The 25370-nt window shown below is 62.0% G+C and carries 24 protein-coding genes; 9 read left to right on the plus strand and 15 right to left on the minus strand.

What is annotated here, in order from left to right:
• Positions 1-5 precede the first annotated feature (5 nt).
• Entirely contained in the window at positions 6-986 is a 981-nt protein-coding gene (locus tag CK498_RS22080; protein WP_229359184.1) for a TAXI family TRAP transporter solute-binding subunit, read from the minus strand.
• Positions 987-1112: 126 nt separating this feature from the next.
• Here CK498_RS22080 and CK498_RS22085 point away from each other — a divergent pair, with 126 nt between their 5' ends.
• Entirely contained in the window at positions 1113-2012 is a 900-nt protein-coding gene (locus tag CK498_RS22085) for a LysR family transcriptional regulator (RefSeq protein ID WP_095623021.1), read from the plus strand.
• Between the two features lie 72 nt (positions 2013-2084).
• Positions 2085-2570 (plus strand): GNAT family N-acetyltransferase, encoded by a 486-nt coding sequence (locus CK498_RS22090; protein ID WP_095623022.1) that lies wholly within the window; start codon positions 2085-2087, stop codon positions 2568-2570.
• Between the two features lie 31 nt (positions 2571-2601).
• Here the strand turns inward: CK498_RS22090 and CK498_RS22095 are convergent, their stop codons facing one another.
• From CK498_RS22095 to CK498_RS22110, 4 genes are all read right to left on the minus strand, one after another.
• Complete coding sequence (locus CK498_RS22095) at positions 2602-2934, minus strand: zinc ribbon domain-containing protein (protein ID WP_095623023.1); 333 nt, start codon at positions 2932-2934, stop codon at positions 2602-2604.
• 48 nt (positions 2935-2982) lie between these two features.
• On the minus strand, positions 2983-4212 hold the full coding sequence (gene fmdA, locus CK498_RS22100) for a formamidase (RefSeq protein ID WP_095623024.1): 1230 nt from the start codon (positions 4210-4212) through the stop codon (positions 2983-2985).
• A 109-nt stretch (positions 4213-4321) separates the two neighbouring features.
• Complete coding sequence (gene cobA, locus CK498_RS22105; RefSeq protein ID WP_095623025.1) at positions 4322-5227, minus strand: uroporphyrinogen-III C-methyltransferase; 906 nt, start codon at positions 5225-5227, stop codon at positions 4322-4324.
• A complete protein-coding gene (locus tag CK498_RS22110; protein WP_095623026.1) occupies positions 5187-7946 on the minus strand; it encodes a nitrate reductase in 2760 nt (919 codons plus the stop codon). Before CK498_RS22110 ends, cobA begins: the two co-directional genes overlap by 41 nt.
• A gap of 515 nt (positions 7947-8461) precedes the next feature.
• Between CK498_RS22110 and CK498_RS22115 the strand changes: the two genes are divergently transcribed.
• The 5 genes from CK498_RS22115 to nirD all read left to right on the plus strand — a co-directional run bounded on the left by CK498_RS22115 (position 8462) and on the right by nirD (position 14704).
• Positions 8462-9055: an ANTAR domain-containing response regulator gene (locus CK498_RS22115; protein WP_095623027.1), complete on the plus strand. Its 594-nt coding sequence runs from the start codon at positions 8462-8464 to the stop codon at positions 9053-9055.
• Entirely contained in the window at positions 9052-10074 is a 1023-nt protein-coding gene (locus CK498_RS22120) for a CmpA/NrtA family ABC transporter substrate-binding protein (protein WP_095623028.1), read from the plus strand. The genes CK498_RS22115 and CK498_RS22120 overlap by 4 nt, the downstream gene beginning before the upstream one ends.
• A gap of 269 nt (positions 10075-10343) precedes the next feature.
• The gene (locus CK498_RS22125) at positions 10344-11678 is read left to right on the plus strand and encodes an NAD(P)/FAD-dependent oxidoreductase (protein ID WP_229359185.1); all 1335 of its coding nucleotides are present in this window, start codon (positions 10344-10346) and stop codon (positions 11676-11678) included.
• On the plus strand, positions 11675-14179 hold the full coding sequence (nirB, locus tag CK498_RS22130; protein WP_095623030.1) for a nitrite reductase large subunit NirB: 2505 nt from the start codon (positions 11675-11677) through the stop codon (positions 14177-14179). The genes CK498_RS22125 and nirB overlap by 4 nt, the downstream gene beginning before the upstream one ends.
• Positions 14180-14323: 144 nt before the next feature.
• A complete protein-coding gene (gene nirD / locus CK498_RS22135; protein ID WP_095623031.1) occupies positions 14324-14704 on the plus strand; it encodes a nitrite reductase small subunit NirD in 381 nt (126 codons plus the stop codon).
• Between the two features lie 91 nt (positions 14705-14795).
• Here nirD and CK498_RS22140 read toward each other — a convergent pair whose 3' ends face one another.
• The 7 genes from CK498_RS22140 to CK498_RS22175 all read right to left on the minus strand — a co-directional run bounded on the left by CK498_RS22140 (position 14796) and on the right by CK498_RS22175 (position 19454).
• Complete coding sequence (locus tag CK498_RS22140; RefSeq protein ID WP_095623032.1) at positions 14796-15206, minus strand: hypothetical protein; 411 nt, start codon at positions 15204-15206, stop codon at positions 14796-14798.
• A 24-nt stretch (positions 15207-15230) separates the two neighbouring features.
• Positions 15231-15680 (minus strand): NUDIX hydrolase, encoded by a 450-nt coding sequence (locus CK498_RS22145; RefSeq protein WP_176475880.1) that lies wholly within the window; start codon positions 15678-15680, stop codon positions 15231-15233.
• A gap of 48 nt (positions 15681-15728) precedes the next feature.
• Complete coding sequence (locus CK498_RS22150) at positions 15729-16388, minus strand: NADPH-dependent F420 reductase (protein ID WP_095623034.1); 660 nt, start codon at positions 16386-16388, stop codon at positions 15729-15731.
• A 71-nt stretch (positions 16389-16459) separates the two neighbouring features.
• A complete protein-coding gene (locus CK498_RS22155) occupies positions 16460-16906 on the minus strand; it encodes an NUDIX hydrolase (protein ID WP_095623035.1) in 447 nt (148 codons plus the stop codon).
• Positions 16907-16943: 37 nt separating this feature from the next.
• Positions 16944-17375 carry an acetyltransferase gene (locus CK498_RS22160; RefSeq protein WP_095623036.1) on the minus strand — a complete coding sequence of 144 codons (432 nt, stop codon included), beginning with the start codon at positions 17373-17375 and terminating at the stop codon, positions 16944-16946.
• Positions 17376-17465: 90 nt separating this feature from the next.
• Positions 17466-17852, minus strand: a complete 387-nt coding sequence (locus tag CK498_RS22165) for a tautomerase family protein (RefSeq protein WP_095623037.1) — start codon at positions 17850-17852, stop codon at positions 17466-17468.
• A gap of 723 nt (positions 17853-18575) precedes the next feature.
• Positions 18576-19454: a helix-turn-helix transcriptional regulator gene (locus tag CK498_RS22175; protein ID WP_095623038.1), complete on the minus strand. Its 879-nt coding sequence runs from the start codon at positions 19452-19454 to the stop codon at positions 18576-18578.
• A 153-nt stretch (positions 19455-19607) separates the two neighbouring features.
• Here CK498_RS22175 and CK498_RS22180 point away from each other — a divergent pair, with 153 nt between their 5' ends.
• Complete coding sequence (locus CK498_RS22180; RefSeq protein ID WP_095623039.1) at positions 19608-20807, plus strand: MFS transporter; 1200 nt, start codon at positions 19608-19610, stop codon at positions 20805-20807.
• 41 nt (positions 20808-20848) lie between these two features.
• On the opposite strand, the gene CK498_RS22185 is transcribed toward CK498_RS22180, so the two are convergent.
• Positions 20849-21469, minus strand: coding sequence for a LysE family translocator (locus tag CK498_RS22185; RefSeq protein WP_095623040.1), 621 nt, complete (start codon positions 21467-21469; stop codon positions 20849-20851).
• Entirely contained in the window at positions 21466-22635 is a 1170-nt protein-coding gene (locus tag CK498_RS22190) for an MFS transporter (RefSeq protein WP_095623041.1), read from the minus strand. Before CK498_RS22190 ends, CK498_RS22185 begins: the two co-directional genes overlap by 4 nt.
• A gap of 154 nt (positions 22636-22789) precedes the next feature.
• On the opposite strand from CK498_RS22190, the gene CK498_RS22195 reads away from it, so the two are divergent.
• Entirely contained in the window at positions 22790-24175 is a 1386-nt protein-coding gene (locus CK498_RS22195; RefSeq protein ID WP_095623042.1) for an aminotransferase-like domain-containing protein, read from the plus strand.
• A 167-nt stretch (positions 24176-24342) separates the two neighbouring features.
• On the opposite strand, the gene CK498_RS22200 is transcribed toward CK498_RS22195, so the two are convergent.
• On the minus strand, positions 24343-25332 hold the full coding sequence (locus CK498_RS22200; RefSeq protein WP_229359186.1) for a nucleoside recognition domain-containing protein: 990 nt from the start codon (positions 25330-25332) through the stop codon (positions 24343-24345).
• Positions 25333-25370: the final 38 nt, after the last annotated feature.

The raw sequence follows: 25370 nt of genomic DNA on the forward strand, positions 1-25370 counted from the left end.
CGCCGTTACTGGGCAGGCTTCAGGGCATCGGGAATCTCGTGGCCCTGCTCCTCGAAGTAACGGGCTGCACCGGCATGCAGCGGCACGGTGCCCACGTCGAGGGTCATGCTAGCGAGGTCAGCGTCACGAACGGCAGAGAACGCATTGGCCTGCGGCTCGGGGTTTTCCATCACCGCCTTGACGATCTGATAGGCGGTCTCCTCGTCGAGGTCCGGGTGGGCATGCACGGCCACGCCGAAGGCCCAGGTGGTATAGGCGGGAATGCCTTCGCCTGCGCCTTCCGGCACGTCGACGATGGCCACGTCCGGCATCTCGGCGCGCAGCGTCTCGGCCTGTTCGCCCGAGAGCGACAGTACGTTGATCGGCGTGAAGGTGGCGATATCCATGGTCGAGCCGTCGAGGCGATTGCCGACCCCGGACTTGGCATAGCCCATGATCCGGCCATCCTTGATGGAGTCGACCACGTCGGTGGTCGAGCCGCGCACGTAGTCCGGCGCGATACCAAGTTTCTCGAGTACGGCCTCGGTGGTGCTCTCGGTGGCAGAACCGGTGATACCGGGGTTGAAGCGCACGTCTTCGAGTTCCTCGAGGGTGGTGACGCCGGCATCCTGACGCATCACTACGTTCTGCGGCGCCACGGTATAGACCCATAGCAGGCGACTATCCACCGGGCGACCGTCGAAATCCTCGAGGCCGGCATAGGCATGGTAGCCGGTGTTGGTGGTCACCAGCCCCATGTCGATCTGGTTGCGACCGAGGCGGCGCAGATTGTCCACGGTGGCACCGGTCTCGGCGACCGACGAACTGACGCCGTCGATCTGGCTGTTGATGATCTGATTGACGGCGACGAAGTAGCCGTAGTGGCTGGAGGAACTCGAGGTCGAACCGATCAGCAGGCGTTCATTGGCCTGGACGGCAGACGCGGCGGCAAGCAGGCCGACGCTGGCGGCCATGGCGGTGAGCATCGTCTTGATTGGCGTTTTCATGGTGGCTCCTTGGCGGGCTTGTTGTTGTGTTGTGGTGTTGCGTTAGGAATCGTCCCACTTAGCAGAATGGGTCGGGGGTTATATTTTGTATATTGAATTGTTTTTAACTTGTGTTTTACTTCTTAAATGAATCCAAGCATCCAGCAATTGCGCGCCTTCGTTGCCGCGGCGCAGTCATCCAGCCTCGCCGAAGCCAGCGAGCGCATTCACCTCTCCCAGCCGGCGATCTCCATCGCCCTGCGCAAGCTGGAAGAGACGGTGGGCGGCGCCCTGTTTTCGCGTGCCACGCGCCAGCTCAGCCTGACACCGGAGGGTGCCGCCTTCCTCCCGGTGGCGATACGGCTGCTGCATGACTGGTCGGAGGCCTTCGAGGATCTCGAAGAGCGTTTTTCCAAGCAGCGCGGCAAGGTGACGGTTGCTGCCCTACCCACCCTGGCGGCGGGGCTGCTGCCGGGCATCATCGCCACCTTTCACGCCCGCTACCCACGTATCAACCTGAGCCTGCACGATGTGCTGGCCGAGCAGGTCAGTCAGATGGTGCGCGAGGGACGTGCCGATCTGGGCCTGTCGGTGGAGCCACATGATGCCGAGGAGCTGGCCTTCACCCCCGTACTCGAGGACCGCTATGTCGCCGTCTGCCCCAACGGGCATCCACTCCTCACGCAGCAACGCGTTGAGTGGAGGCAGCTGGCCGGCTACCCGTTCATCGGCATCAACCGGTTATCCAGTTCACGCCAGGACATCGACCGCATCATGGCTGACGTCGGCGCCACACTGGATATCCTCTGTGATGCCAGCCAGATTGCTACCGTGGGGCGCATGGTCGCTGCAGGACTCGGCATCAGCGTACTGCCACAGCTGAGCTTTCGGCAGATCGCCACCGGGGGCATCGACTACCGGCCGCTGATAGCGCCCGACGTCAAGCGGCCACTGGGCATCGTCATGCGCCGTCGCCACGCGCCCTCGGCTGCCGCCGCAGCGCTACACTCCCTGATCATTGAACACGTCGTCGAGGGGTGGGGATGAGGTGTTTGCCGGCCCTTGTGCGTCGCCGGGGTGACTGGTCAGAATAGTTGGCTGCCATCATCGAGAGACCGCATGGACATCACCCCGATCACCCGCGATGACTTCCGCGCCTTCTGGCCGACCTTCAAGGCCATCGTCGAGGCCCAGGAGACCTACGCCTTCGACCCGAACATGGACTTCGACACGGCCTGGCGGCTGTGGTGCGAGCTTCCGCAGTTCACCTTTGTCGCCAAGCAGGACGGCGAGCTGCTCGGCTCCTACTACCTCAAGCCCAACGCCGCCGGACCCGGCGACCATATCTGCAACTGCGGCTATATGGTCACCCCCCAAGCCCGCGGCAAGGGGGTGGCCCGTGCCATGTGCGAGCACTCCCAGCGGGTCGCCATCGAGGCCGGCTACCTGGCCATGCAGTTCAATGCGGTGGTCGCCACCAACGAGGTGGCCATCCGCGTGTGGCAGACGCTCGGCTTCGAGATCATCGGCACGGTGCCTGGCGGCTACCGCCACCGCGAGCTGGGGTTGGTGGATACCCGCATCATGTATAAGGCGCTACGCTAGCCGGGCTCCACACCCGGCCATCTATTGCCACTTAGTGACTGATCATCCAGGGACGCGCCGACGGAAACATCTTGTTGCCTTCGGCGGTATAGAAGACCTGCGGCTTACGCTTGTCATGATGGCACCCTCCCTGCTCCCGCTCGCTCAGGGCGTTGCCGTGTCGCGGTTCATGTGCGGCGCGCTCGTTGCGGGCCATGGCCTGGCGCCTCTCCGGCGCCATGTCTAGCAAGTGCGGCGGCACCAGCAGCACACGGGGTGACAGCACCTGGCAGCTTGGACAAGGCCAGACCTCACCCGACGCGCTGATGGGGATCAGTTCATGAAACAGGCCATGCTCGGCGCACTTATAGTCGTACAGTGGCATGAGTGACTCCTTCCCTCCGCTCATTCATGGGCAGTGGCGTTGACAGCGTCATTTGTCCTTAGCCAGTGGCAGGTCGATGTTGCCCTTTACGTGCTGCTTGGGCCCATCGGCATTGGGCTTTACATCGAACTCGAAAATATCGGTGGGCAACCACAAGGTGGCGCAGGCATTGGGAATGTCCACCACACCGCTAATATGCCCTTGGACAGGGGCACAACCCAATAGCGAGTAGGCCTGAGCACCGCTATAACCGAACTTCTTGAGATACTCGATGGCGTTGAGCACCGCCTGGCGGTAAGCCACGTGCACGTCGAGATAGTGCTGCTTGCCCTGCTCATCCACCGAGACGCCTTCGAAGATAAGGTAGTCGTCGTATTTCGGGGCCATCGGGCTGGGCTTGAAGATAGGATTCTTGATGGCGTACTTGGACATGCCATCCTTGATAAGCTCCACTCGTAGGTGAATCCAGCCCGCCATTTCGATGGCACCACAGAACGTGATCTCCCCATCTCCCTGGCTGAAGTGCAGATCGCCTACCGAAAGCCCACCATTCTTCACGTAGACCGGGAAGTAGATCTTGGAGCCCCGCGATAGGTCCTTGATATCGCAGTTACCGCCATGCTCGCGAGGCGGCACAGTACGCGCCCCCTCCTCGGCAGCTCGCGTCTTGGCCTCCCCGCTCAGCTTGCCCATGTGCGCGGTGTCGGCATAGGGCAGGGTGGCAAGTGCAGGTATTCGTTCAGGATCGCTATCGAACAGCACTTTCTCACGCTTGTTCCACTCTTCCAGCATCTCCTTGGATGGCAGGCATCCGATCAGCCCCGGATGGATCAGGCCAGCGAACTCGACCCCGGGTATGTGGCGCGACTTGGTGAACATGCCATTGAAGTCCCAGACCGACTTTTGGGCTTCGGGAAAGTGCTCAGTGAGAAACCCTCCACCATTCTGCTTGGAAAAGAAGCCATTGAAGCCCCACTGACTCTCTTGAAAGGTACCGATATCGAGAATGTCCACTACCAGCAGATCGCCAGGCTCGGCGCCTTCCACCCCCACCGGCCCGGATAGGAAATGAACCTGGGTCAAATCCACATCCCGCACATCCGAGGCGTCATCATTGTTATGGATCTGTCCTCCGGTCCAGTCATGACACTCCACGATGAAGTCGTCACCGGGCTTGACCATAGCCGCCATGGGGATATCCGGATGCCAGCGGTTATGGATGTTTTCGTTCTCGTAGGGTGGCTTATCGAGGTCGATCTTGATGATGGTCTCGGCCATGGGGGCAACTCCTTGTGTTGTCGGTGTTGTAGCGTCTTGCGCAATCGGCTGCCAAGGTAACGGCAACCCCGCCTGCCCCTTTCACTATAGGCCAACCACTCAACGTTACTTAGGCGACGCTTCCCACTGCACCCCGTGACCCAACCGCGGGACTGGTCCCGACCATGCGCACCACGCTGCCGACCACGATCAGGCACGGCGAGGGCAGCGGCTGATCCGCCAGTTGGGCCGGCATATCTGCCAGGCTGCCGATCAGTGACTGCTGCTCGGACTTGCTGGCGTTGGCCACCAGCATGATCGGCCAGTCGCCGGGCAGGCCAGCGTCGCGTAGCCCGGCGCAGATGGCGGCGACCTTGGAGAGTCCCATATAGAACACCAGGGTCTCGTCGCGGCGCGCCAGCGAGGCCCAGTCCGGCGTGCCGTCCTCGCGGCATAGCTGGGCGGTGACGAAGCGCAGCTGCTGGGCATGGCCGCGGTCGGTGAGCGGAATGCCCATGCTCGCCGCGGCGGCCGAGGCGGCGGTAATGCCGGGCACGATCTCGGCGGGCACCTGGGCCTGCGCCAGGGCGGCCAGCTCCTCCCCCATGCGCCCGAACACCCCAGGGTCGCCACCCTTGAGGCGCACCACCGACTTGCCCTCGCCGGCCAGGCGCACCATCAGCGCACCGATCTCGGCCTGGGGCACGCTGTGGTGGCCGCGCGCCTTGCCCACGTAGTAGCGCTCACGGCCGGCGGGGATCAGTGCCAGCACCTCCTCCTCCACCAGGCGGTCGTAGACCACCGCATCGGCCTGCTGCAGCAGCCGCGCGGCCTTGAGGGTCAGCAGCTCGACATCGCCGCTGCCGGCACCCACCAGGTACACCTTGCCGGGTCGACACTCGCCGCGCAGCGTCACGCCGGGGGTGGCGCCTGAGGGCTCAGCGCCGAGCGCGGTGAGGTAGCCCGTCATGCGCCGGCTGAGGCGGACCAAGGCATCAGGCCACTTGGGTTTCAGGGGTCGGCTTGGTGCGCGCATGGGTGCGTTCCTCTTCGAGCAGTGATTTGAGTTCCGGAATACAGCTGCCGCACTGGGTGCCACAGGCGAGCCGCGCGCCCAGCGCCTCGACGCTGGTATCGCCGTCGCGAATGGCGGAGACGATCGCCTTCTGGCCGACCTGGTGGCAGCTGCATATGGTGGGGCCGGTATCGGCGGCGCCGTCGTCGCAGCCGGCCAGCAGCCGGCGGCGATGGGTGTCGCTCAGTTCGGCATCGTTGAAGCGCTGCTCGAGCCAGGCCAGGCCGGGTAGCTCGGCGGGCGGGCCGACCATGGCCCACCAGCACAGTCGTCCATTACGCACCGCCGCGGCGCGCAGCCGCCCATCGCCGGCATCCTCGCACCACAGCGTCGCCGCCTCGGGCAGCCAGGCCGCCAGGCGCTCGAGCCAGTCGTGCTCGACTTGCCCGCTGGCCAGCTGCCAGCGCTGGCAACCGCGCATGGGAATGCGTGCCCAGTAGTCGCTCTCGCACCAGGGCGCAGCGTCGCTGAGCGCTTCACTGAGTGCTTCGCTGACCAACAGGGTGGCCTCCCAGGCGGTACTCAGCGGCGCCAGGGCCACGGCGCCGTGCTTGGACTCCGGCTGCCCCGAGAGCGGGTCGGTGTAGCCGCTGATCAGGGCGCCGCTGCGCGCCTGCTTGGTGAAGCGGTCGCTCCAGTGCATCGGCACGAACACCTCACCGGCGCGCTGGCTCTTGGCGACGCGCACCCGGGCGCGATACTCGCCGGCCTCACTGCTCAGCACCGCCAGGCGCTGGTCGGCGACGCCGTACGCCTCGGCATCGTCGGGATGCACCTCGATAAACGGTTCGGCGCGGTGGTTCATCAGCCGTGGGGCGCGCGCGGTGCGGGTCATGGTGTGCCACTGGTCGCGGATACGCCCGGTATTGAGGCGCAATGGCCGCGCCGCACTCAGGCGCTGCTCGGGACCACGCGGAGTGATCGGCACCAGCCGCGCCAGGCCGTTGTCGGTGGCAAAGTGGCCATCCTCGAACAGCCGCGCGGTGCCCCGCGGCGCCTGGGCGGTGACCGGCCACTGGATCGGCGCCAGCGCATCATAGGCGGCGCGGTCGAGGCCCGCCAGTCCGGAGATATCGAACAGCCGCCTGGCGCCCGCCGGCTCGGCAGCGTTCTCGAAGCCCGAGAGCCGGGCATGCTCGTCGAAGATCTCGCTGGGGTGGGCGTAGGCGAAGGCCTCGCCGTAGCCCAGCCGCTTGGCGACCTCGCACATGATCCACCAGTCGTGGCGCGCCTCCCCGGGGGGCGGTAGCAGGCCGCGCTGGCGCGAGATGCAGCGCTCGGAGTTGGTCACGGTGCCGTCCTTCTCCGACCAGCTCGAGGCCGGCAGCACGATATCGGCATAGGCCAGCAGGTCGGTGTCGGTGACGCACTCAGAGACGATCACCAGCGGGCACTTGGCCAGTGCCGCGCGCACCCGGGCGGCGTCCGGCAGGCTCACCGCCGGGTTGGTGGCCATCACCCACAGCGCCTGGACCTCACCGCGCTCGATGGCACTGAACAGCTCGACGGCCTTATGGCCCGGGCCCTCGGGCAGGGTCGGCATCAGCGACGCGGTGCGCCAGAAGCGGGTCACCCGATCGATGGCGCCGGGGGTGTGGTAGTCCATATGCGCGGCCAGCTGGTTGGCCAGCCCGCCCACCTCGCGGCCGCCCATGGCATTGGGCTGGCCGGTGATCGAGAAGGGCCCGGCGCCGGGCAGACCCAGCTTGCCACCGGCCAGGTGGCAGTTGATGATCGCGTTGCACTTGTCGGTGCCGCTGGAGGACTGGTTGACGCCCTGGGAGTAGAGGGTGACTACGTGCAGTTGGCTGGCAAACCAGTAGAAGAAGGTCTCCAGCGCCTCGGCGTCGAGATCGCAGTCGGCGGCCACCGATTCGAGGTCGCTGGCCTCCTCGCGGGCCGCAGCCAGCGCCTCGTCGAAGCCCTGGGTATGGCGCGTGAGATAGAGCTCGTCCAGCTTGCCCTTGGCCGCCATCCAGCTCAGCAGGCCGTTGAACAAGCGCGCGTCGCTGCCGGGCTTGAGTCCCAGGTAGAGGTCGGCGATTTCACAGCTGTCGGTGACCCGCGGATCGATCACCACCACCCGCATCAACGGATTGCGGGTCTTGGCCACCTTGATGCGCTGATAGAGCACCGGATGGTTCCAAGCCAGGTTGGAGCCCACCAGCACTACCAGCTCGGCCTCCTCGAGGTCCTCGTAGCAACACGGCACCGCATCGGCGCCAAAGGCACGCTTGTAGCCGGCCACCGCCGAGGCCATGCACAGCCGCGAGTTGGTATCCAGGTGCGGCGTGCCAAGGAATCCCTTGAACAGCTTGTTGGCGACGTAGTAGTCCTCGGTCAGCAGCTGGCCGGAGAGGTAGGCCGCCAGCGCCTGATTGCCATGCTCGTTGCGGATCGCCGTTAAGCGGCTGGCCACGGCGTCCAGCGCTGTGTCCCAGTCGACCTCGGCGCCATCCACCCACGGCCGAGTCAGGCGCCCCTGCTGGCCCAGGGTCTCGTGCAGCGCCGAGCCCTTGACGCACAGGCGCCCATAGTTGGCCGGGTGCTGGCGATCCCCTTCCACGGCGGTTATCGCCCCACCCTCGATGGTTGCGGTCACGCCACAGCCTACCCCGCAGTAGGGGCAGGTGGTCTTTGCTTGATCGCATATCGGCGCTGAATCATCGGCCTGATACATGGTGACTCCTCGTTTCGCCGCCGCCCGATGCAAGGGCTAAAACGCAAAAACGTCCACTTTCGACATCTCAGGATGTCGATAGTGGACGTCGCTGTCGGGTGAGAGCCGGCGTTGGCCCTCGGCAATTATCTATGCTGTAGTCATAGTAATAGGTACATACCAAGCAAGCGCCATGCCAGCTACACCCTAGCCCGCCGCCACTGCCCAGCGGGCCGGGTCTGGCGACATACCGTGGGCAGCGCCCCGCATCTGATGGGTGGCGCTCCTCGCACCACAGCATTGCGCTTGGCCTGGGTTTTGCACCAGTATGACGCGGCGCAGCAGCCTGCCGAGGAATACAAAGCCGCCCATTTGGTAGCGCATGCGCCGCCACACCGGCCACGGAGAGGGCGTTTGCAAAAGAGGCAAACGAAGACGAGTGCAGCCCTTTTGCAGACGCTCTATGGGTCGACGTGGAATATAACTTGCAGTACCTAAGTACGTGCGCCTCAACTACAGCGAGACGAGCCCACACCATGCCCCCAGCGCTTGATGTTCTACTGGTCGATGATGAAGAGGTGCGCGCCGCCATGGTCGAGGAGGCGCTGGTCAGGGAAGGTCATCGGGTGATCTGCCACCTCAAGAGCCCTGCCAGCCTCAATGATATGGTGGCCAGACATCAGCCCGACGTGGTGATCATCGACATGGAATCGCCGGACCGCGACACCCTCGACAGCATGACCCAGCTCAACCGCGAGAACCCGCGCCCGGTGGTGTTCTTCGCCGACCAGCACGACCCCGACACCATGCAGTCGGCACTCAAGGCCGGCGTCAGCGCCTACGTGGTCGACGGCCTGGTGCAGGGGCGGGTCAAGCCGATCATCGAGGTCGCCATCGCCCGCTTCGAAGCCTTTCAATCGATGCGCCAGGAGCTCGATCGCACCCGTACGCAACTCACCGAGCGCAAACGCATCGAACGTGCCAAGGGCCTGCTGATGCGCCACCAGAGCTGTGACGAAGAGCAGGCCTACCAAATGCTGCGCAAGCTGGCCATGGACCGCGGCCAGCGCATCGCCGAGGTCGCCACGAGCGTCATCGACATCCTCGAACGACTAGAGAAAGGCTTATGAACACGCTTCCTCCGGCCGAGCTGTCGCGCCTGCAGCTGGGCTTCATCCCGCTGCTCGACTGCGTACTGCTGGTGGTCGCCCGCGAGCGCGGCCTGTTTGCCGATCAGGGCCTCGAGGTCACGCTATCGCGCCAGAACGCCTGGTCGACGCTGCGCGACAAGGTCGCCGCCGGGCTGCTCGACGGTGCCCATATGCTGGCGCCGATGCCACTGGCCATGAGCCTGGGGCTGGGGCGCGCGCCCTGCGATACCCTGGCGCCGATCACCCTGAGCCGTAACGGCAACGCCATCGTACTCTCCGAAGCGCTGGCCGACGCCTGCACGGCTCGCCTCAGCGACGACCCGGCCGCCAGCGCCAGCGCGCTGGCCGGCTACCTGCCCGGCGCCAGCGGCCCTACGCGCCTGGGGATGGTCTACCCCCACTCCTGCCAGCACTATCAGCTGCGCCAATGGCTGAGCCTGGGCGGCATCGATGCCGATCGCGACGTCGAGCTGGTGGCGCTGCCCCCGCCGCGCATGGTCGACGCCCTGCAGCAGGGCAAGATCGACGGCTTCTGCGTCGGCGAGCCCTGGGGCAGCCTCGCCGAGCACCGCCAGGTCGGTCGCATCGTCGCCACTGGCGCCCAGCTGTGGCCGGAGCAGCCGGAGAAGGTCCTCGGCGTGACCCGCTCCTGGGCGAATCGCTACCCGGCGACGCTAGCCCGGCTGATTCACGCACTGACCGCCGCCAGCGACTGGCTCGCCGAGTCGCCGGCCAACCGCCTGCAGGCTCGCGACTGGCTGGCCCTGCCGCCCTACCTCGACCGCTCGGTGGGCCACCTCGCGACCCTGCCCATCGACGCCCCGCCACTGCGGCAGCGGCTCTGCGGCCGCGATATGCTGCGCCCCGACCCTGCGTTTGCCGAGCTGCTCGCCGAACAGATCGACCAGCAGCTGCGCGATCAAGGTCAGCAGCTCGATCTCGCCACCCTCAGCGAGTGTTACAGCGCCGTGCATTTCGACCGCACCCTGCACCACTGATGTGCAACTGGCCCCGTTATGGGGCCAGCTCCTCCCCTACGCCACACCTCCAGTCGACTGAAAATCCTACTAAAAGGCGAAATTACTGCCGGTTGGCAGGCGCTTTGCTTTAGCTAGAGCAACGCAATAATTCGGCGGCATCGCGGTCGCCCGACGGTCAATGGTGATCGTCACCACCAGACACAGACGTCTTGGCTTCCTGCTCCAGCAGGACGCCGAGGCGTCTTTTTTTTTGGCCGCATGCTCCAGTCATCGAGGAGTCGACCGACATGACACCAACGTCCCAAGCCCCAATGCCCGAAGGCCCTAGTCACCGCGACCGGGTGCTGATCATCGGCAACGGCATGGCCGGCCAGCGGCTGGTCGAGGCGCTGCTGGTCCGGCCCACGCCGCCGTCACAGATCACCGTGGTCGGCGCCGAGCGGGTGCCGGCCTACAACCGCATCCTGCTCTCGCCGCTGCTGGCCGGCGAGCTGGACCACGCCGCCCTGACCCTGCGCGACGCCGACTGGTATACCGAGCAGGGCGTTGAGTTGATCCTCGGTGACCGCGTCGAGCGTATCGAACGCCAGGCGCGCCAGGTGATCACCGCCAGCGGGCGCCGGCTCGACTACGACCGCCTGGTGCTGGCCACCGGCTCGCGCCCGGCCATGCCCCCGGTGCCCGGCATCGATCTCCAGGGTGTCCACGGCTTTCGTGACCTGGAGGACGCCGCCACCCTCACGGAGTGCGCGCAAGGCGGCGGCAGCGCCGTGGTGATCGGCGGCGGCCTGCTGGGCCTGGAGGCCGCCGAAGGGCTGCGCAAGCGCGGCATGGCGGTCAGCGTGCTGCAGCGCGCCTCGCGGCTGATGAATCGCCAGCTCGATGCCACCGCCGCCGGGCTGCTCGAGGCTGAGCTCGCCAGCCGCGGGCTCACGGTTATCACCGACGCCCGGCTGGCCGCCGTCGAGGACGACGGCCACGGCCGGGTCGCCGCGGTCCACCTCGAAGATGGCCGCCGCCTAGTCACCGACTGTGTGGTAGTAGCCGCGGGGATCACCCCCAATGCTGAACTGGGCCACGACGCCGAGCTCGACAGCGACCGCGCCATTCTCGTCGATGCCCACCTCACCACCAGCGACCCGGCGATTCACGCCCTCGGCGAGTGCTGCCAGTTCGAGCAGCACACCTACGGCCTGGTCGAGCCGATCTGGCGCCAGGTCGAGGTGCTCGCCGCGCATCTCGCCGGTGAGGCGGTCGGCGGCTACGTCGAGCAGCCCAGCGCTACCAAGCTCAAGATCAGCGGCGTGTCGCTCTACGCCTTCGGCCCCACCGAGGCGGCCCCGGAACACGACGTGCTCAGCTACCACGACCCGGAGCGCGGCGACTACCGCCGCCTGCTGCTGCGCGATGGCCGCCTGGAGGGCGTAGTGCTCTACGGCGATACCCGCATCGGCCCCTGGGCCTTCGAACAGGCCCTGGCCGGCAGCGACCTCAACGCCTGCCGCCAGGCACTACTTTTCGGCCCGGCCGATGTCCAGGCGCTGCTCGATGCAGCCGCCGAGGACGCCGACCGCGCCGCCGACTCCGCTCATCTGCAACGCCCCGTCGAGGAGGCCGCATGACTACCCCCGCATCCACCAAGCAGCGCCTGATCATCATCGGTAACGGCATGGTCGGCCATCATCTGGTCGAGCAGCTCGTCGAGCAGGGCGCGCTGGACCGCTACCAGGTCACGGTGTTCGGCGAGGAGCGCCACCTGGCCTACGACCGCGTACATCTCTCGGAGTACTTCAGCGGCCGCGATGCCGACTCCCTGGCGCTCTCCACCGCCGACTACTACGCCGAGCACGGCATCGAGCTGCGCCTCAACGAGGCGGTGTTGACGATCGACCGCCAGGCCAATGAGGTGGTCACCGACCAGGATCGCTACCCGTATGACCGGGTGGTGCTGGCCACCGGCTCCTTCCCCTTCGTGCCGCCGATTCCCGGCAACGACCGCGACGGCTGCCTGGTCTACCGCACCCTCGAGGACCTCGATGCCATCCGCGCCGCGGCTGAGAAAGCCAATACCGGCGTAGTGGTGGGCGGCGGCCTGCTCGGCCTCGAGGCGGCCAACGCCCTGCGCGGCCTCGACCTGGATACCGCGGTAGTCGAGTTCGCCCCGCGGCTGATGCCGATGCAGGTCGATACCGAGGGCGGCGAGCTGCTGCGCGAGAAGATCGAGTCGCTCGGCGTTCAAGTCCTCACCGAGCGCGCCACCCAGTGCATCGAGGACGGCGATACTGCCCGCCATCGCATGGTGTTCCAGGACGACAAGATCCTCGAGACCGACCTGATCGTGTTCTCGGCGGGCATTCGCCCCCGCGACGAGCTGGCCCGCGACTGCGGCCTGGAGGTCGGCGAGCGCGGCGGCGTGGTGATCGACGACCAGTGCCTGACCAGCGACCCGCAGATCCTTGCCATCGGTGAAGTGGCGCTGTGGAACCAGAGCATCTTCGGCCTCGTCGCCCCCGGCTACCAGATGGCCAAGGCCGCGCTGTCGACCCTGATGGGCGGCGAGACGCGCTTCCAGGGCGCCGATATGAGCACCAAGCTCAAGCTGCTCGGCGTCGACGTCGGCTCCATCGGCGATGCCCACGGCAACCAGAACCCCGGGGCGCGCAATTTCCGCTATCTCGACCAGATCAAGCAGGAGTATCGCAAGCTGGTGGTCTCCAGCGACGGCAAGCAGTTGCTTGGCGCCATGCTGGTAGGCGACAACGGCTACTTCGACACCCTGATGCAGTACTACGACAACGGGCTCGAGCTCCCCGACGACCCCGCCTCGCTGATCCTGCCGAGCAGCGAAGGCGCCCCGGCGCTAGGCCCGGACGCGCTGCCGGAAACCGCCACCATCTGCTCGTGCCACAACGTCACCAAGGGCGATATCTGCGCCACCATCGACGCCGGCGCGGTGGACCTGGCCACGGTCAAGGGCGACACCAAGGCCAGCAGCGGCTGCGGCGGCTGCGCGGCACTGCTCAAGAGCGTGGTGGACCACGAGCTGACCGCCCGCGGCGTCGAGGTCGACCAGTCGATCTGCGAGCATTTCGCCCATACCCGCCAGGAGCTCTACGACATCGTCCGCGTCGAGGGCATCAAGACCTTCGGCGAGCTGATCGAGACACATGGCCATGGTCTCGGCTGCGATATCTGCAAGCCGGCGGTGGCCTCGATCCTCGCCTCCTGCTTCAACGAGCCGATCACCGACGCCGCCCATGTGCCGCTGCAGGACACCAACGACACCTTCATGGCCAACATGCAGAAGAATGGCACCTACTCGGTGGTGCCGCGTATCGCCGGCGGCGAGATCACCCCGGACAAGCTGGTGGTACTCGGCCAGGTGGCCCAGAAGTACGGCCTCTACACCAAAGTCACCGGCGGCCAGCGCATCGACCTGTTCGGCGCCCGCCTCGAAGACCTGCCGGATATCTGGGGCGAGCTGATCGAAGCCGGCTTCGAGACCGGCCATGCCTACGGCAAGTCGCTGCGTACCGTGAAATCCTGCGTCGGCAGCACCTGGTGCCGCTACGGCGTGCAGGACAGCGTGGGCATGGCGATTCAGCTCGAGAACCGCTACAAGGGCCTGCGCGCGCCGCACAAGATCAAGTTCGGCGTCTCCGGCTGTACCCGCGAATGCGCCGAGGCGCAGAGCAAGGACATCGGTATTATCGCCACCGAGCACGGCTGGAACCTCTACGTCTGCGGCAACGGCGGCATGCGCCCGCGCCACGCCGAACTGTTCGCCACCGACCTCAACGACGAGCAGCTCTACCGCACCATCGACCGCTTCCTGATGTTCTACGTGCGCACCGCCGACCGTCTGCAGCGCACCTCGGTGTGGCGCGAGAACCTCGAGGGCGGGTTGGATTACCTCAAGGAAGTGATCCTCGACGACAGCCTCGGCCTCGGCGATGAACTCGAGCGCCAGATGCAGACGGTGATCGACAACTACCAGTGCGAATGGGCCGATGCCATCAGCGACCCGGAGAAGCTCAAGCGCTTCCGCAGCTTCGTCAACGACGCGCGCCCGGATCCGGACATTATCTTTACCAGTGAGCGCGGCCAGCTACGCCCGGCTTAATGGAAATGGCTGCGCGAGCGAATCGCGTTGTTGCGCAGCCCCCCGAAGGCTCGCCTAACACCCCGTTATGTCTCGCCTTCGGTGCGCCACGCGCCTAGCGATTCATCTCGCTCGCCGATTTCCCAGAACTTACAGGATGCATCCATGAACACTGCGACAGCACTAAAAGATGAGGCACACACCGACGTGACCTGGCAAACCATCTGCACCAAGGCCGACCTGGTAACCTTCTCCGGCGTCGCCGCCTGGCTCGCAACCGCCGAGGGCCCGGCCCAAGTGGCAATCTTCTATTTGCCAGGCCACGCCCAGGAACTCTATGCCATTGACCACCACGACCCTTTCTCCGATGCCAACGTCATCGCCCGCGGCATCGTCGGCGATATCAAGGGCGAACCGGTGGTCGCCTCGCCGATCTACAAGCAGCACTTCCGCCTCGAGGATGGCAGTTGCGTGGAGGACGAGAGCGTAACGCTGCGCACCTGGCCGGTGCGCTTCGATGGCGAGAAGGTCGTGATCGAAGCCTGAGGTAGGTCGGCGTGAAACAAAAAAGCCGCCGGTGCTCAGCGCACTGGCGGCTTTTAGGGAGTAGCTACAGCAAAGCACAGACTATGGCCTGTTAATTAGTTACCTCAATGTACCATTTAGGCTTGATGCGCCCGAAATCACGTCGAACATTCGATTTCAATGCCTTCTTGGAGTCCAGCGCCACCGCCTCGCCACCTTCTCTGACAAACACGACCCAATGCCAGAATGGTTTGCCCTGCTCCAGGCGCCATTTGATCGCCATTAGGGCCTTGTCTGGCAGGCGTCCCCACGACTCGAATGGTGTTTCTTTCGGTGACACCGAAATCCCGAGTTCACGTAGAAGCTTGCGAACGTGGGCTGTCTCCGACCAGAGTGTCGGGTCTGCAGCGTAAATTCCCAGAGCGTTTGCCCTGCGCTTGGCTTCTGCATAGCTAATGCCCGCTAGAGTAGCACTTGCCGCAATACCACAACCGCTGATTTCTTCCTGGATGACTGGTTCCATGTCTCTACCGATTAACGACCTGCTTCAGCGGTGACGCGAGCACGTAGAACACGGGCCATCCGCTGCAAGCGCTTGTTGGGCTTGTACACGCAACCACGCATCGCCACATTCGTTGAACGCATCTTCGATGCGCTCAGCATGACGAGGCAGTGTGCTCGAGGGGAGATGATCTCTGTGAAACCACTGAATATCGTCGGCTTCATCGCTCAGATGAATAGTACCGTCCATGCGAGTGCACAGAAAAGTAAACGCTACAGCTTCCTGCTCGGGCACAGAATAGACACCGATTAAGTGCTCAACTCTCACAACAAGGCCCACTTCTTCCAGAGCTTCACGCTGTGCGGCTTTCCACGGCGATTCCTGGCGCTCTACTTTTCCGCCAGGTAAATTCCACGCATCGAAATCCGTCCGGTGACAAAGCAAAACACGTGACACATCGTCAAGAATGATAGCGAATGCTCCAAGATTATGCACCTTACGCCTCCTTATCAGAAAGTTCAACGCGCAAGTTGGGCATCTTCATTATCGACGCCATGACCCATGAGGGAGTTCAATGTCCCGTTCGGCCTTATTTATGGCGTCTTTCAGGCCTGCGACATCTAACGGAATACAATATGCTGGTTTGGCGCGTTCAAATCTCCAGCTATCTTCAAGGCTCCCGACATCAACCACGTCGAAACCAAATTGATGATGTAGCCGAGCCACAATTTGCTTTGCTTGCTTATCGTCTCCAGCTATCGGTAAAGACCGCTTAGCGGAACCGAAGCTATTGATAGACTCTATCTGCAAATCGGCTGCGAGAATCGCATTAAAGGCCTTAACTACACACGCCCCTGGAAAGTGCCTAGCGACCATAGCACTTGTCGTTGTCCTCAATTCATCTAGCTCGGTAACTCTCCCGTCACGCTCTGGATAATAGTTGTTAGTATCGATGACTATCTTGCCTTCCAGAAGAGTTGACTTAATTTCGAACACTTTCTTGAATGGCACAGTAAGAATCACCACCTCACCAAAGGCCGCAGCGTCCGCTGAAGTTCCCGCCGAGCATCCAATATCAGCGGCGAGCACTTTTAATGTTTCCGGGCCGCGAGAGTTACTGATCATCACAGCGTTCTCGTGAGCAACAGCAAGCTTGGCGAGCGCCTGACCGATGTGACCTGCTCCAATAACTCCAATCTTCATACTAACTCCTTTCCGGCTGCCCGATGTCTGGCTCATCTTCGCCGCTTTTCGGCATCAAATGGAGCCACTTGTTAAGCTCTTTTACGTAACACGGAATGAAGTAGATCAGGAATCCACTCTGGCTTGAACTGAGAAGCTTTTTCTTCACGCATTTCTTCTAAGCTCCACCATTTCCATTTTTGAATAGTACTCTTTTCCTCATCCGTCCATTTCGCCGCAAATACGTCTGCGCCTGAAGGCCATTCAACTAAAAAGTATTTTTCGAGCCAACGAGCTGGTACCGACCTCGCTACAGCGTATACTTCATCACGATCCCTTAGCACCTCTCCGACCTCCTGTCTTAGTCCCGTTTCCTCATACAGCTCCCGCTTCGCAGCTTCGGCATAGCCTTCACCGGGCTTCAGCTCTCCTCCCACTGTTGCCCAAAATGGAGACTGGTGCTCGTCTTTGTATAAAAACAGCAATAACCGTCCTGATTCGTCAACGATTATCAGCCGTGATGACTTCCTTGTTTCCATTTCCTAATACTCCATTACCACCTGTCCCTGTTAAATTTTATAGCGCCATATGCAGCAGTGGATAAGGCTTACCCTGACCATCTACTGGTGAGCGACTCGTTACTGTAAAACCAAGATGTTGGTAAAAACCTAGCGCTTGCTCATTCTGTTCATTCACGTCAACCTTGGTTGCTCCCTGATCTTTGATTGCATGGGCCGCTAACAAAGCACCAATGCCCTTGCCACGCACATCAGGTGAAATGAACAGCATTTCTATATTACCATCATGCACACCACAGAATCCCAGTATTTCACCATTACTATTTTTGACACACCTTAAATCAACAGCATCAAGGTACTGCTCCAGGATTAACGGCTTTAACTCCTGTAGATCATCTTCAGCCAAAAAGTCATGGGTTGCTCTGACCGATGCTTCCCAGACTTCTATCAGCTTAAGGTGATCTGTTTTTTCTACGATCTCAATATTCATCACTAAACCTGATTGAAAATTTAACGCCCGCTATAAATGGCCGAGTGAAACGAGGTTCGGCGACCGCAGGGAGCGAATTCAATGGCTTTGTCACACGCTGACTTCATACTTGAGGTCATTCGCTTCATCCCCTGTCATCCCGCGAAATCCCCACTGGTGCGGCTGCTGCTCCTTGATCGTAATTTCAACGTCAATTGGCGCTAGGGATAGCTGCGACTCGAGCTGTTGGAAAAGCGACTTGATAAGAGCCTTTTGCGTCTCCGGCTTCCGACCCGACATCATATTGATTTCTATTACCGTATAGGCATCGCTTCTGCCGCCGGGGTAATAAAAATCCTCTCGCTCTAAAGGCACAATCCTATGCGCTCGCTTGTCTTCTGGCATACCCAAAACAGATTGCATACATTCGTGAATCACATTCGATAGCTTCGCCTTTATAGGATTCAACCGATCTTTTACTCCATAAATTACAATCATGCGATTTCCTTAGTACGTGTAACGCGGCTGTAGAAAAGCTCGATTCTGAGCCTTTCTTACTGCCTATATCCTGATTTTTGTACCACCCACCAACCGGGCAATTTGCTTGGCCAAGAAACCTAGCTGACCCTGTACCTTCTTCATTGCCACGAAGTCCGAATCGGTTCAATCGTTTCGTGGTGCTGATATTGCCGAATACCGGCTCCGCCACTGACATTCGGTAGCTATGGTCCTGGTTGAGGTAACGGAACTGGGTGTCTTGCCCACGAGGCGCATAACCGGGATGACGAGGCGGATCAGCATATTCATGTCACCAACACACGGCGTCTTGGTGATGAAGAGCCCGCCGGGCGCAAGCAACGAGCGAATATGGTTAGGCACCACCGGCAGGTTTCCCGCCAGGTGTGAAACACTACGAAGCCTCTCGTAGAGCGGTTAGTGACGCACCTTAGATACGCTACCGCCCCTACCTGGCAGCATTGATGATGCTTGGCATCATCCTGGTGCGGCAGTCCATGCGTACCCTGTCATTGCATGAGCCATCTTCAGTGGCCTTAGCCCTATTACCGTAACCGAGCAGTGTGTCAAGGGCAATTCTCACTAAGGCATGAGGCAGTGTTGTGGTCACGGGCAATCGTCAATGCACGGTTTTGTCAGCATGCTTCCAGCTCGTCCTCCTTGAGGATGAGCATCGACAGGATCTTGTCGCCGACCGGTTAACGCTTAGCATGCACAACCCGCGTTCGATACCGGTGCCGATTCTCGTTGCAGCCACTGCACAAAGGATCGACTCTCGGGTTCCCCTTCCTTCGCAGCGTAGTAGACAAGGCGCAGGTGACGCTCATCATCGATTGTCAGGGTAGTATGCTCAAACGTCACGTGGCCTACCGTAGGGATCAGTAAATTGCGAACTCCCTGACATGGGCCATGGATATTTTGCTGTTGCCACCAGGCCTTAAAATCTGGTGATACCGTTTCCAACTCTCTCACCAGATCAGTGATATCTGGGTCGTGGATGGCACGCACGAAGTCACGACGAAAGCTCGATAATATCTGGAGTGCCTGTTCATCCCAAGGGGTAAAGAGCTCTCGCAGTGCCGGACTAGTAAACAGCATCCATAATAGATTGCGCTGATTTCCTGGGACCCTTGTAAAGCCAAAGACTCGATCGGCAGCTGAGTTCCAAGCCAATACATCCCAGCGCAGGTTCAGCACATAAGCCGGGCGTGTAGGGAGATCTTCCAGCAAACGGCCGACTATCATAGGTACCTTGCACGAGGTGTGCCCGGATTCCTGGGGCAACCGCCGGTGAGCCAGTAAGAACAAGTGGCGACGCTCGGTCGCATCCAACTTGAGCACCCGAGCAAGATTGTCGAGAAACGTTGAGGACACCTTAATGTCCCGACCTTGCTCCAGCCACGTGTACCAGGACAAACCAACCCCAGCCAAAGCCGCCACCTCTTCGCGCCGCAACCCAGGTGTACGGCGTCTGCCACCAACCGGTAAACCAACGTCCTGCGGTGAGATGCGCTCTCGGCGGCTCCGCAAAAAATCAGCCAGTTCTGCCCGAGGATGTTGCTCGAGTATCTGAGGCGTGCTCATCCAGTTACCTCAAGTAATAGCATAAACGGTCAAATTGTACTCTTCGAAAAACCGAAGAAGAATACCTTGTCTGGCTGACGCACCCGAGCCAGAGATCTTATCCGATCAGAAAAAACATCTTGATATTGCGTAGATCCACAAAGGGTAATGAGTATGCAAACAGCCAACCAATCCTCCATCTACCTAATAGCGTTGGGAGCCTTTTCCCTCGGCATGGCCTCCTATGTTACTGCAGGGCTGATTCCGATGATCGAAGACTCCTTCGCGGTATCCGTGGCGGTGGCTGCACAGTTGGTAACCGCTTTCACCCTGGCCTATGGGCTGGGCTCTCCTATTTTCGTTGCCCTGACCCCAGCACACCGCCAACGCTCAGGCCTGCTGCTTGCCCTTGGCGTTTTCATCATAGCCAATGCTGCCAGCGCATTGGCCGAGAACTTCACTGCGCTGATGGTATGGCGCGCCATTGCCGGTATAGGTGCCGGTGTCTACCTGGCCATGGGCATTGGCGCCTCAGCCGCCGTCTCGACTCCTGAACGTCGCGGCAAGGCTATCGCCATCATCATGGGCGGCATGGCCAGCGGCGTGGTACTGGGCGTGCCACTCAGCCTGCTGTTTGCGGAGCAGATGGGGTGGCAATCAGCGCTGTGGCTGGTAGCACTCCTCGGCTTGATTGCCTTTATCGGCTTAGTGCTGAGACTTCCCGTCCTACCGGCAGCTAAAACCAGCTCGCTGGGACAGAAGCTAGCGATCCTCAGCGACGGTCATGTACTGGTTATCCTGACGGTCTCTCTGCTGGCAGCCGTTGCCAGCCTGGGGATGTATACCTTTATCGCTCCCCTGATGACTGATCCGGTTTATGGCGCCGTACGCTCAGTCACTCCCTATCTCTGGGTTTGGGGCATTGGCGGCGTGCTGGGCAGCTTCCTCATCGGTCCGTTAGTGGATCGTCTCAAAGGGCCCCAGCTGACCTTTGCCATCATGCTGATTCTGGCAGCTTCTCTGTTCGTGCTGCCGCTATCAGCCGCTCTTAATGCCTGGGTAGTGATGCTGCCGATCGCCACCTGGGGCGCCGTCGGTTGGGCCCTGCAGGTACCGCAAAACAATGAGTTGATTCGCGCTCGTCAAGCACAGGGCGACGGTAACCTCGCCATTGCCCTTAACGAGTCGGCCCTCTATCTGGGCAGCGCCATTGGCGCTGCGGCGGGCGGTTTTGTACTGTTGCTACAGTTACCTGTCTGGACATTAGCCGCCTGTGCCGGCGGCGTAGCCATCCTGGGGGCCTTGCTGCAGACCCTTAACCTGCGTCGGCAGCCAAGCCGAGTGGCCGAGACACAGGTCAGGCCCTGCAAATAAGTCATCAAAGTAGGCCGCCGAGTGTTGACGCACGCTTCTGGTCATTCGCGGCGCGCCAGGAGTAGGCCGACCCCAGCGCTCCCCATCAGCCCCGCGCATACCCGATTGAACAGCCGTCGCATCGCGGGGCGCGAGAACCAGTAACGCAAGGCTTTGCCAAAGAACGCATACCCGGCGATGGCGACCCACTCGAGCATTAAAAACAGCACGCCTAGGACCAGGAACTGGCCCGCCACATGGCCGGCGGGGTCGACGAACTGCGGCAGAAACGCGGTAAAGATAAGGATCGCCTTGGGGTTACCGGCGGCCAGCAGGAACTCTTGCCTCGCCAGTTGTAACAGGCTCTTTCCACCCAGGGCCTGCCCCCCGCTGTCGGAGGTATCTGCCGTCCATAGCTGGAACGCCAACCAGATCAGATATAGCCCTCCCACCAGCTTTATCGCCAGGAAGAGCTTCTCAGAGGTATATAGCAGCGTGGCAAGCCCGGTGGCCGCTAGCGTGATCATGCCCACGAACGCTACAAGGCGGCCGATACCGGCATAGCAGGCCACCTTGATGCCGTAGCGCTTTGCATTGGCCATGGAGAGTAGGTTATTGGGCCCAGGGGCCATATTCAGTGCAAAGCATGCGGGTATGAATAGCAGTACGGTCATTAACGTCACTGTCGTTTCTCCTCCCTGATATAGACGATGGCATCGCCATCACGCCGGATGACACCGAGTGCCGCGACCACCCCACCCAACAGCGCCACGCCGAAGATCCAAAGCGCAGCACCGTGGCCAAAGGTATCGGCCAGCACCCCTGTGGTGATGACCGGAATGCTGAAGCCGAGGTAGGCCATCAGGAAATAGCCGGCGCTCGCCCGCGACGAGTGCTCCTGCGCCACGTCAAGCACGCCACTCAGGCCACCCAGATAGATAAAACCATAGCAGGCGCTACTTGCGGCAACGGTCCCCAGTAGCACGGCCACCAATTCGCCCTGCAACGCGCCCCAGGCAATCAGTGCATAGGCCAGCGGCAAGATGACCAGGCCCACTTGCGTCGCCATCTGCGGCGCCAGCCGCCTGGCCCAGGGTTGGAACAGCACACCGCAGCTGCAGATACCAAAGGTCGCAAAACCGGCCCAGCCCGCTAGGCCATGCTGGGCCAGCGCTGAGGGCAGAATCGCAATCACCAGTCCTACACTGGCCCATGCCAACAAGATGGCCAGCCCGTAACCAAGGGTGCCTGATGGATAGGCAGGCAAGCGCAGCATCTCCGCTTGCGCCAGCCGGGGTGAATCGTCCTTTAACGTTATCACTAGCATGAATGCCAGAGAAGCGGCGCCCAGATAGAGCCATAGACTCGGTGGTGTCAGGGTTGGCGTATGCAGCACGAATAGACTGGTGAGCGCCGCGCCCAGGCCGAATCCTAGCGCGGTACTGGCCGTTACCCAGTTGGCGGGCCTGCGGGTGTCCTCACCGGCAAAGAAGCCACACATGTACGCTGGGGCGACTGCCGACGTGAGTGCCGTACCGATCCCCATCAGAAAGCGGGCAAAGCCTAGGGTCACCAGGCCGGGCAGCAGGAGCGTCAAGGTCGTGGCGGCCAGGCACAGCAGCAGCGCCGTCACGATCAACGGCTTGCGCCCCACCCTGTCGGCAAGCCCATTGAGCCCCAGCAGCACCGGCAAGATGCCAAGCACATAGCAGGCAAACGCAACGCTTGTGGCACCCACTCCGGCACCGCTTCGCGCAGCCAAGGCATCGTATAGCGGCGCTTGCAGGTTCACCGCCGTGGTGATCATGCACAGGGCAAAGGCAAAACGGAGGGCACTGGTTCGAGGCATGGCGAGACGCTCCCTGTCGGACGAGATCATCGATGGCATGGCAGCTCAGGCTCGCATCCGCACGAAGTCGCGGTAAGGTACACTTCTCAGCGGTTATCACGGCACTGTTCCCGCGTTTTGCCGAACGGTTGGATGCAACGGAGAGCCCCTATCCATGAAGCTGCGCCTCGACAGGCACTCGAACACGCCCATCGTCCAGCAGCTGGTGGATGGCATCGGCGGCTGGATCGAGCACCACGCTGCCGGTAGCGGTCAGCGACTGCCTTCCATCAGGCGTCTCGCAGCGGATCACGACATCAGCCGCAATGCAGTGATCGAGGCCTATGATCAGCTGGTGGCGCACGGCGTGATTCGCGCCCGACCGGGCTCCGGTTTCTATGTTGCCGTGAGCGCAACCCGGGATGCACAGACGCCACCTGTCGGCATGGAGGATGTCACCGATGAGATGTGGCGACTCTTCCAGGCGGATGAGGGCGAGCTGAAGCTGGGATGCGGTTGGCTACCGAGCCACTGGCGAGAGAACGACGACCTGACCTACGCCGTGCGTCAGGTGGCTCGCCATAGCGGGCCAAGCCTCTTCGATTACAGCACGCCCCTGGGTGCACCGAGGCTGCGGCAGCTGATTCAGGAGCGGCTGCGACTACTCGACATCAACACCCAGGCCAACCAGATTCTCATGACCGGAGGCGGCAGCCATTCGCTGGATCTCATCGTGCGGCTGTTGCTGTCCCCCGGCGATGTGGTGTTCGTCGAGGCCCCGGGCTACTACAACCTCTTCGGCCTGCTACACCTGCAGCGGGTCAGGGTGATTGGCGTTCCTCGCCTCTCCGATGGGCCGGACACGCAGCACCTCGAGACACTGCTTAGCCGCTACCGGCCCAAGCTGTTCTTCACCAACAGCGTGTTCCAGAACCCCACCGGCACGACCCTGGCGCCCACCGTCGCACATCGTGTGCTGCAGCTGGCGCAACGCCATGACGTTCAGATCATCGAAGACGACATCTATGCCGACTTCCAGCATGACCCTACGCCACGGCTCGCGGCCCTGGATGGCTTGGAGCGGGTAATTTACCTGGGCAGTTTCTCCAAGAGCCTGTCCAGCGCATTGCGGGTGGGCTTCATTGCCACCCAGGCTCCGCTGCTGAAGCGCTTGGTCGATATCAAGATGCTCACCACAATCTCCACCTCGCCTTTTGCCGAGCAGGTGGTTGCCACCATGCTGGAGAACGGCTCTTACCGAAAATTGACGGAGCGGCTCAGGATAAAGCTCGCCGGGCAGATGGCCGCGACACTAGATCTGGTGAAAAAAGCCGGATGGGAGGTGTTCTATCCCCCTGCCGGCGGCATGTTCATCTGGGCTCGCCACCCCGCCGTCGAGCGCTCCTCACAGCTCGCGGAGCGGGCCGCTCAGCTCGGCATTCGACTCTCCCCGGGGGATGTGTTCTTTCCCCACAGAGATGCCTCGCCCTGGCTGCGTCTCAATGTGGCCTATGCCAGCGACCATAGGGCAGCAAGCTTCCTCAACAGCCCAATGGCTTGATGCCCCCCATGGCATCGGTTCGACGTGCCGTCCTTTCAACAGGTGCCACCTCAAAGCCGTTCGAGCAGTTCGGCCCGATAGGCTTCATGCAGCAGTGCGAGAAAGGCCGTACTCGAGCCGTGGGCCTTGCCGAGCCGGCCATGATAGAGAGCGAGCTCAGCCAGCGGCTATTTTCTCTCCGCCACTGCCCGGGCAGCAAATATCCAGGTTGGCAACCGAGCACGGCTCAACCAGGGCAGCCTGGCCAGCAGGGCAATCGTCACCAGTGCAAAGCCAAGCCGTGCCCACAGCAGGCCGGAGAGATCGGCACCCATCAGCATGATCAGCAGCGTGTCCTCGATGAGGCTATGGCATAGCCCGAGGAAACAGAGCGTGAGGACGATATCCCGCGGGGTCAGCCGGCCCGACTGCGCCTCTCGCAGCAGCAGGCCGGCACCGAAGCTCAGCCCCAGCGTAATGCCGATCACGGTGATGTTGGCCGCCGCCGGGCCGATCCCCAGCAGCCGCAATAGAGGGAAGAGCAGCTTGTGAATCAGCCGCTCGATGCCCAGCCGCCGCAGCAGCCTCAGCAATATCATCAGCGCCAGAATCACTACGAAAATGGTAATCAGCATCGTGGCCTGGTCTTGCAGCCAGGTGATAAGCGAGGCGTCCCGTGGCGTCGGCTGCCACACCACGTGGTTGGCATGCTGGAGCCACCCCCCAAGGGAATAGCTCAGGTGCAGCAGCCAGCCCAGCAGCCAGGCCCCTCCCACGCGGAGCAGCAACGTCAACCACCAGGGCACGCCGGCCATGCGCGCCACTGCCCCTTCTATCGGCAACGAGTGCCCCACGGCCATTAGTGTACCGAGCACGGTTACCTGCGCCACGGTAAGGGACGTATCCCGGGTCACCTCGAAGAAGATTACCAGCCCGGTGTAGATGTTGGTCAGCAGCGAGGCTGCCCACACCAGGCTCAGCGGCTCGGGCAAGCCCAGCGGTGACATCAGCGGCGAGAGCCAGTAGCCGAGCTGCTCGGTCATGCCCAGCATCTCTAGCGCTTTCACGATGAGCAGGGCGGGTACCATCACCTTGAGCAGGGTAAGGTAGACCGTCCAGGCCTCGCGAAGCAGCTGCCCCATAGTGCTGAGCAGGCGGACGGAAATTCGTTGTGTCATATGAGCCGTTCCATCAGATATGTCAGCCACTGACTCTA

Source organism: Halomonas salipaludis, assembly GCF_002286975.1.
In the GTDB taxonomy this organism is placed as follows: Bacteria; Pseudomonadota; Gammaproteobacteria; order Pseudomonadales; family Halomonadaceae; genus Franzmannia; species Franzmannia salipaludis.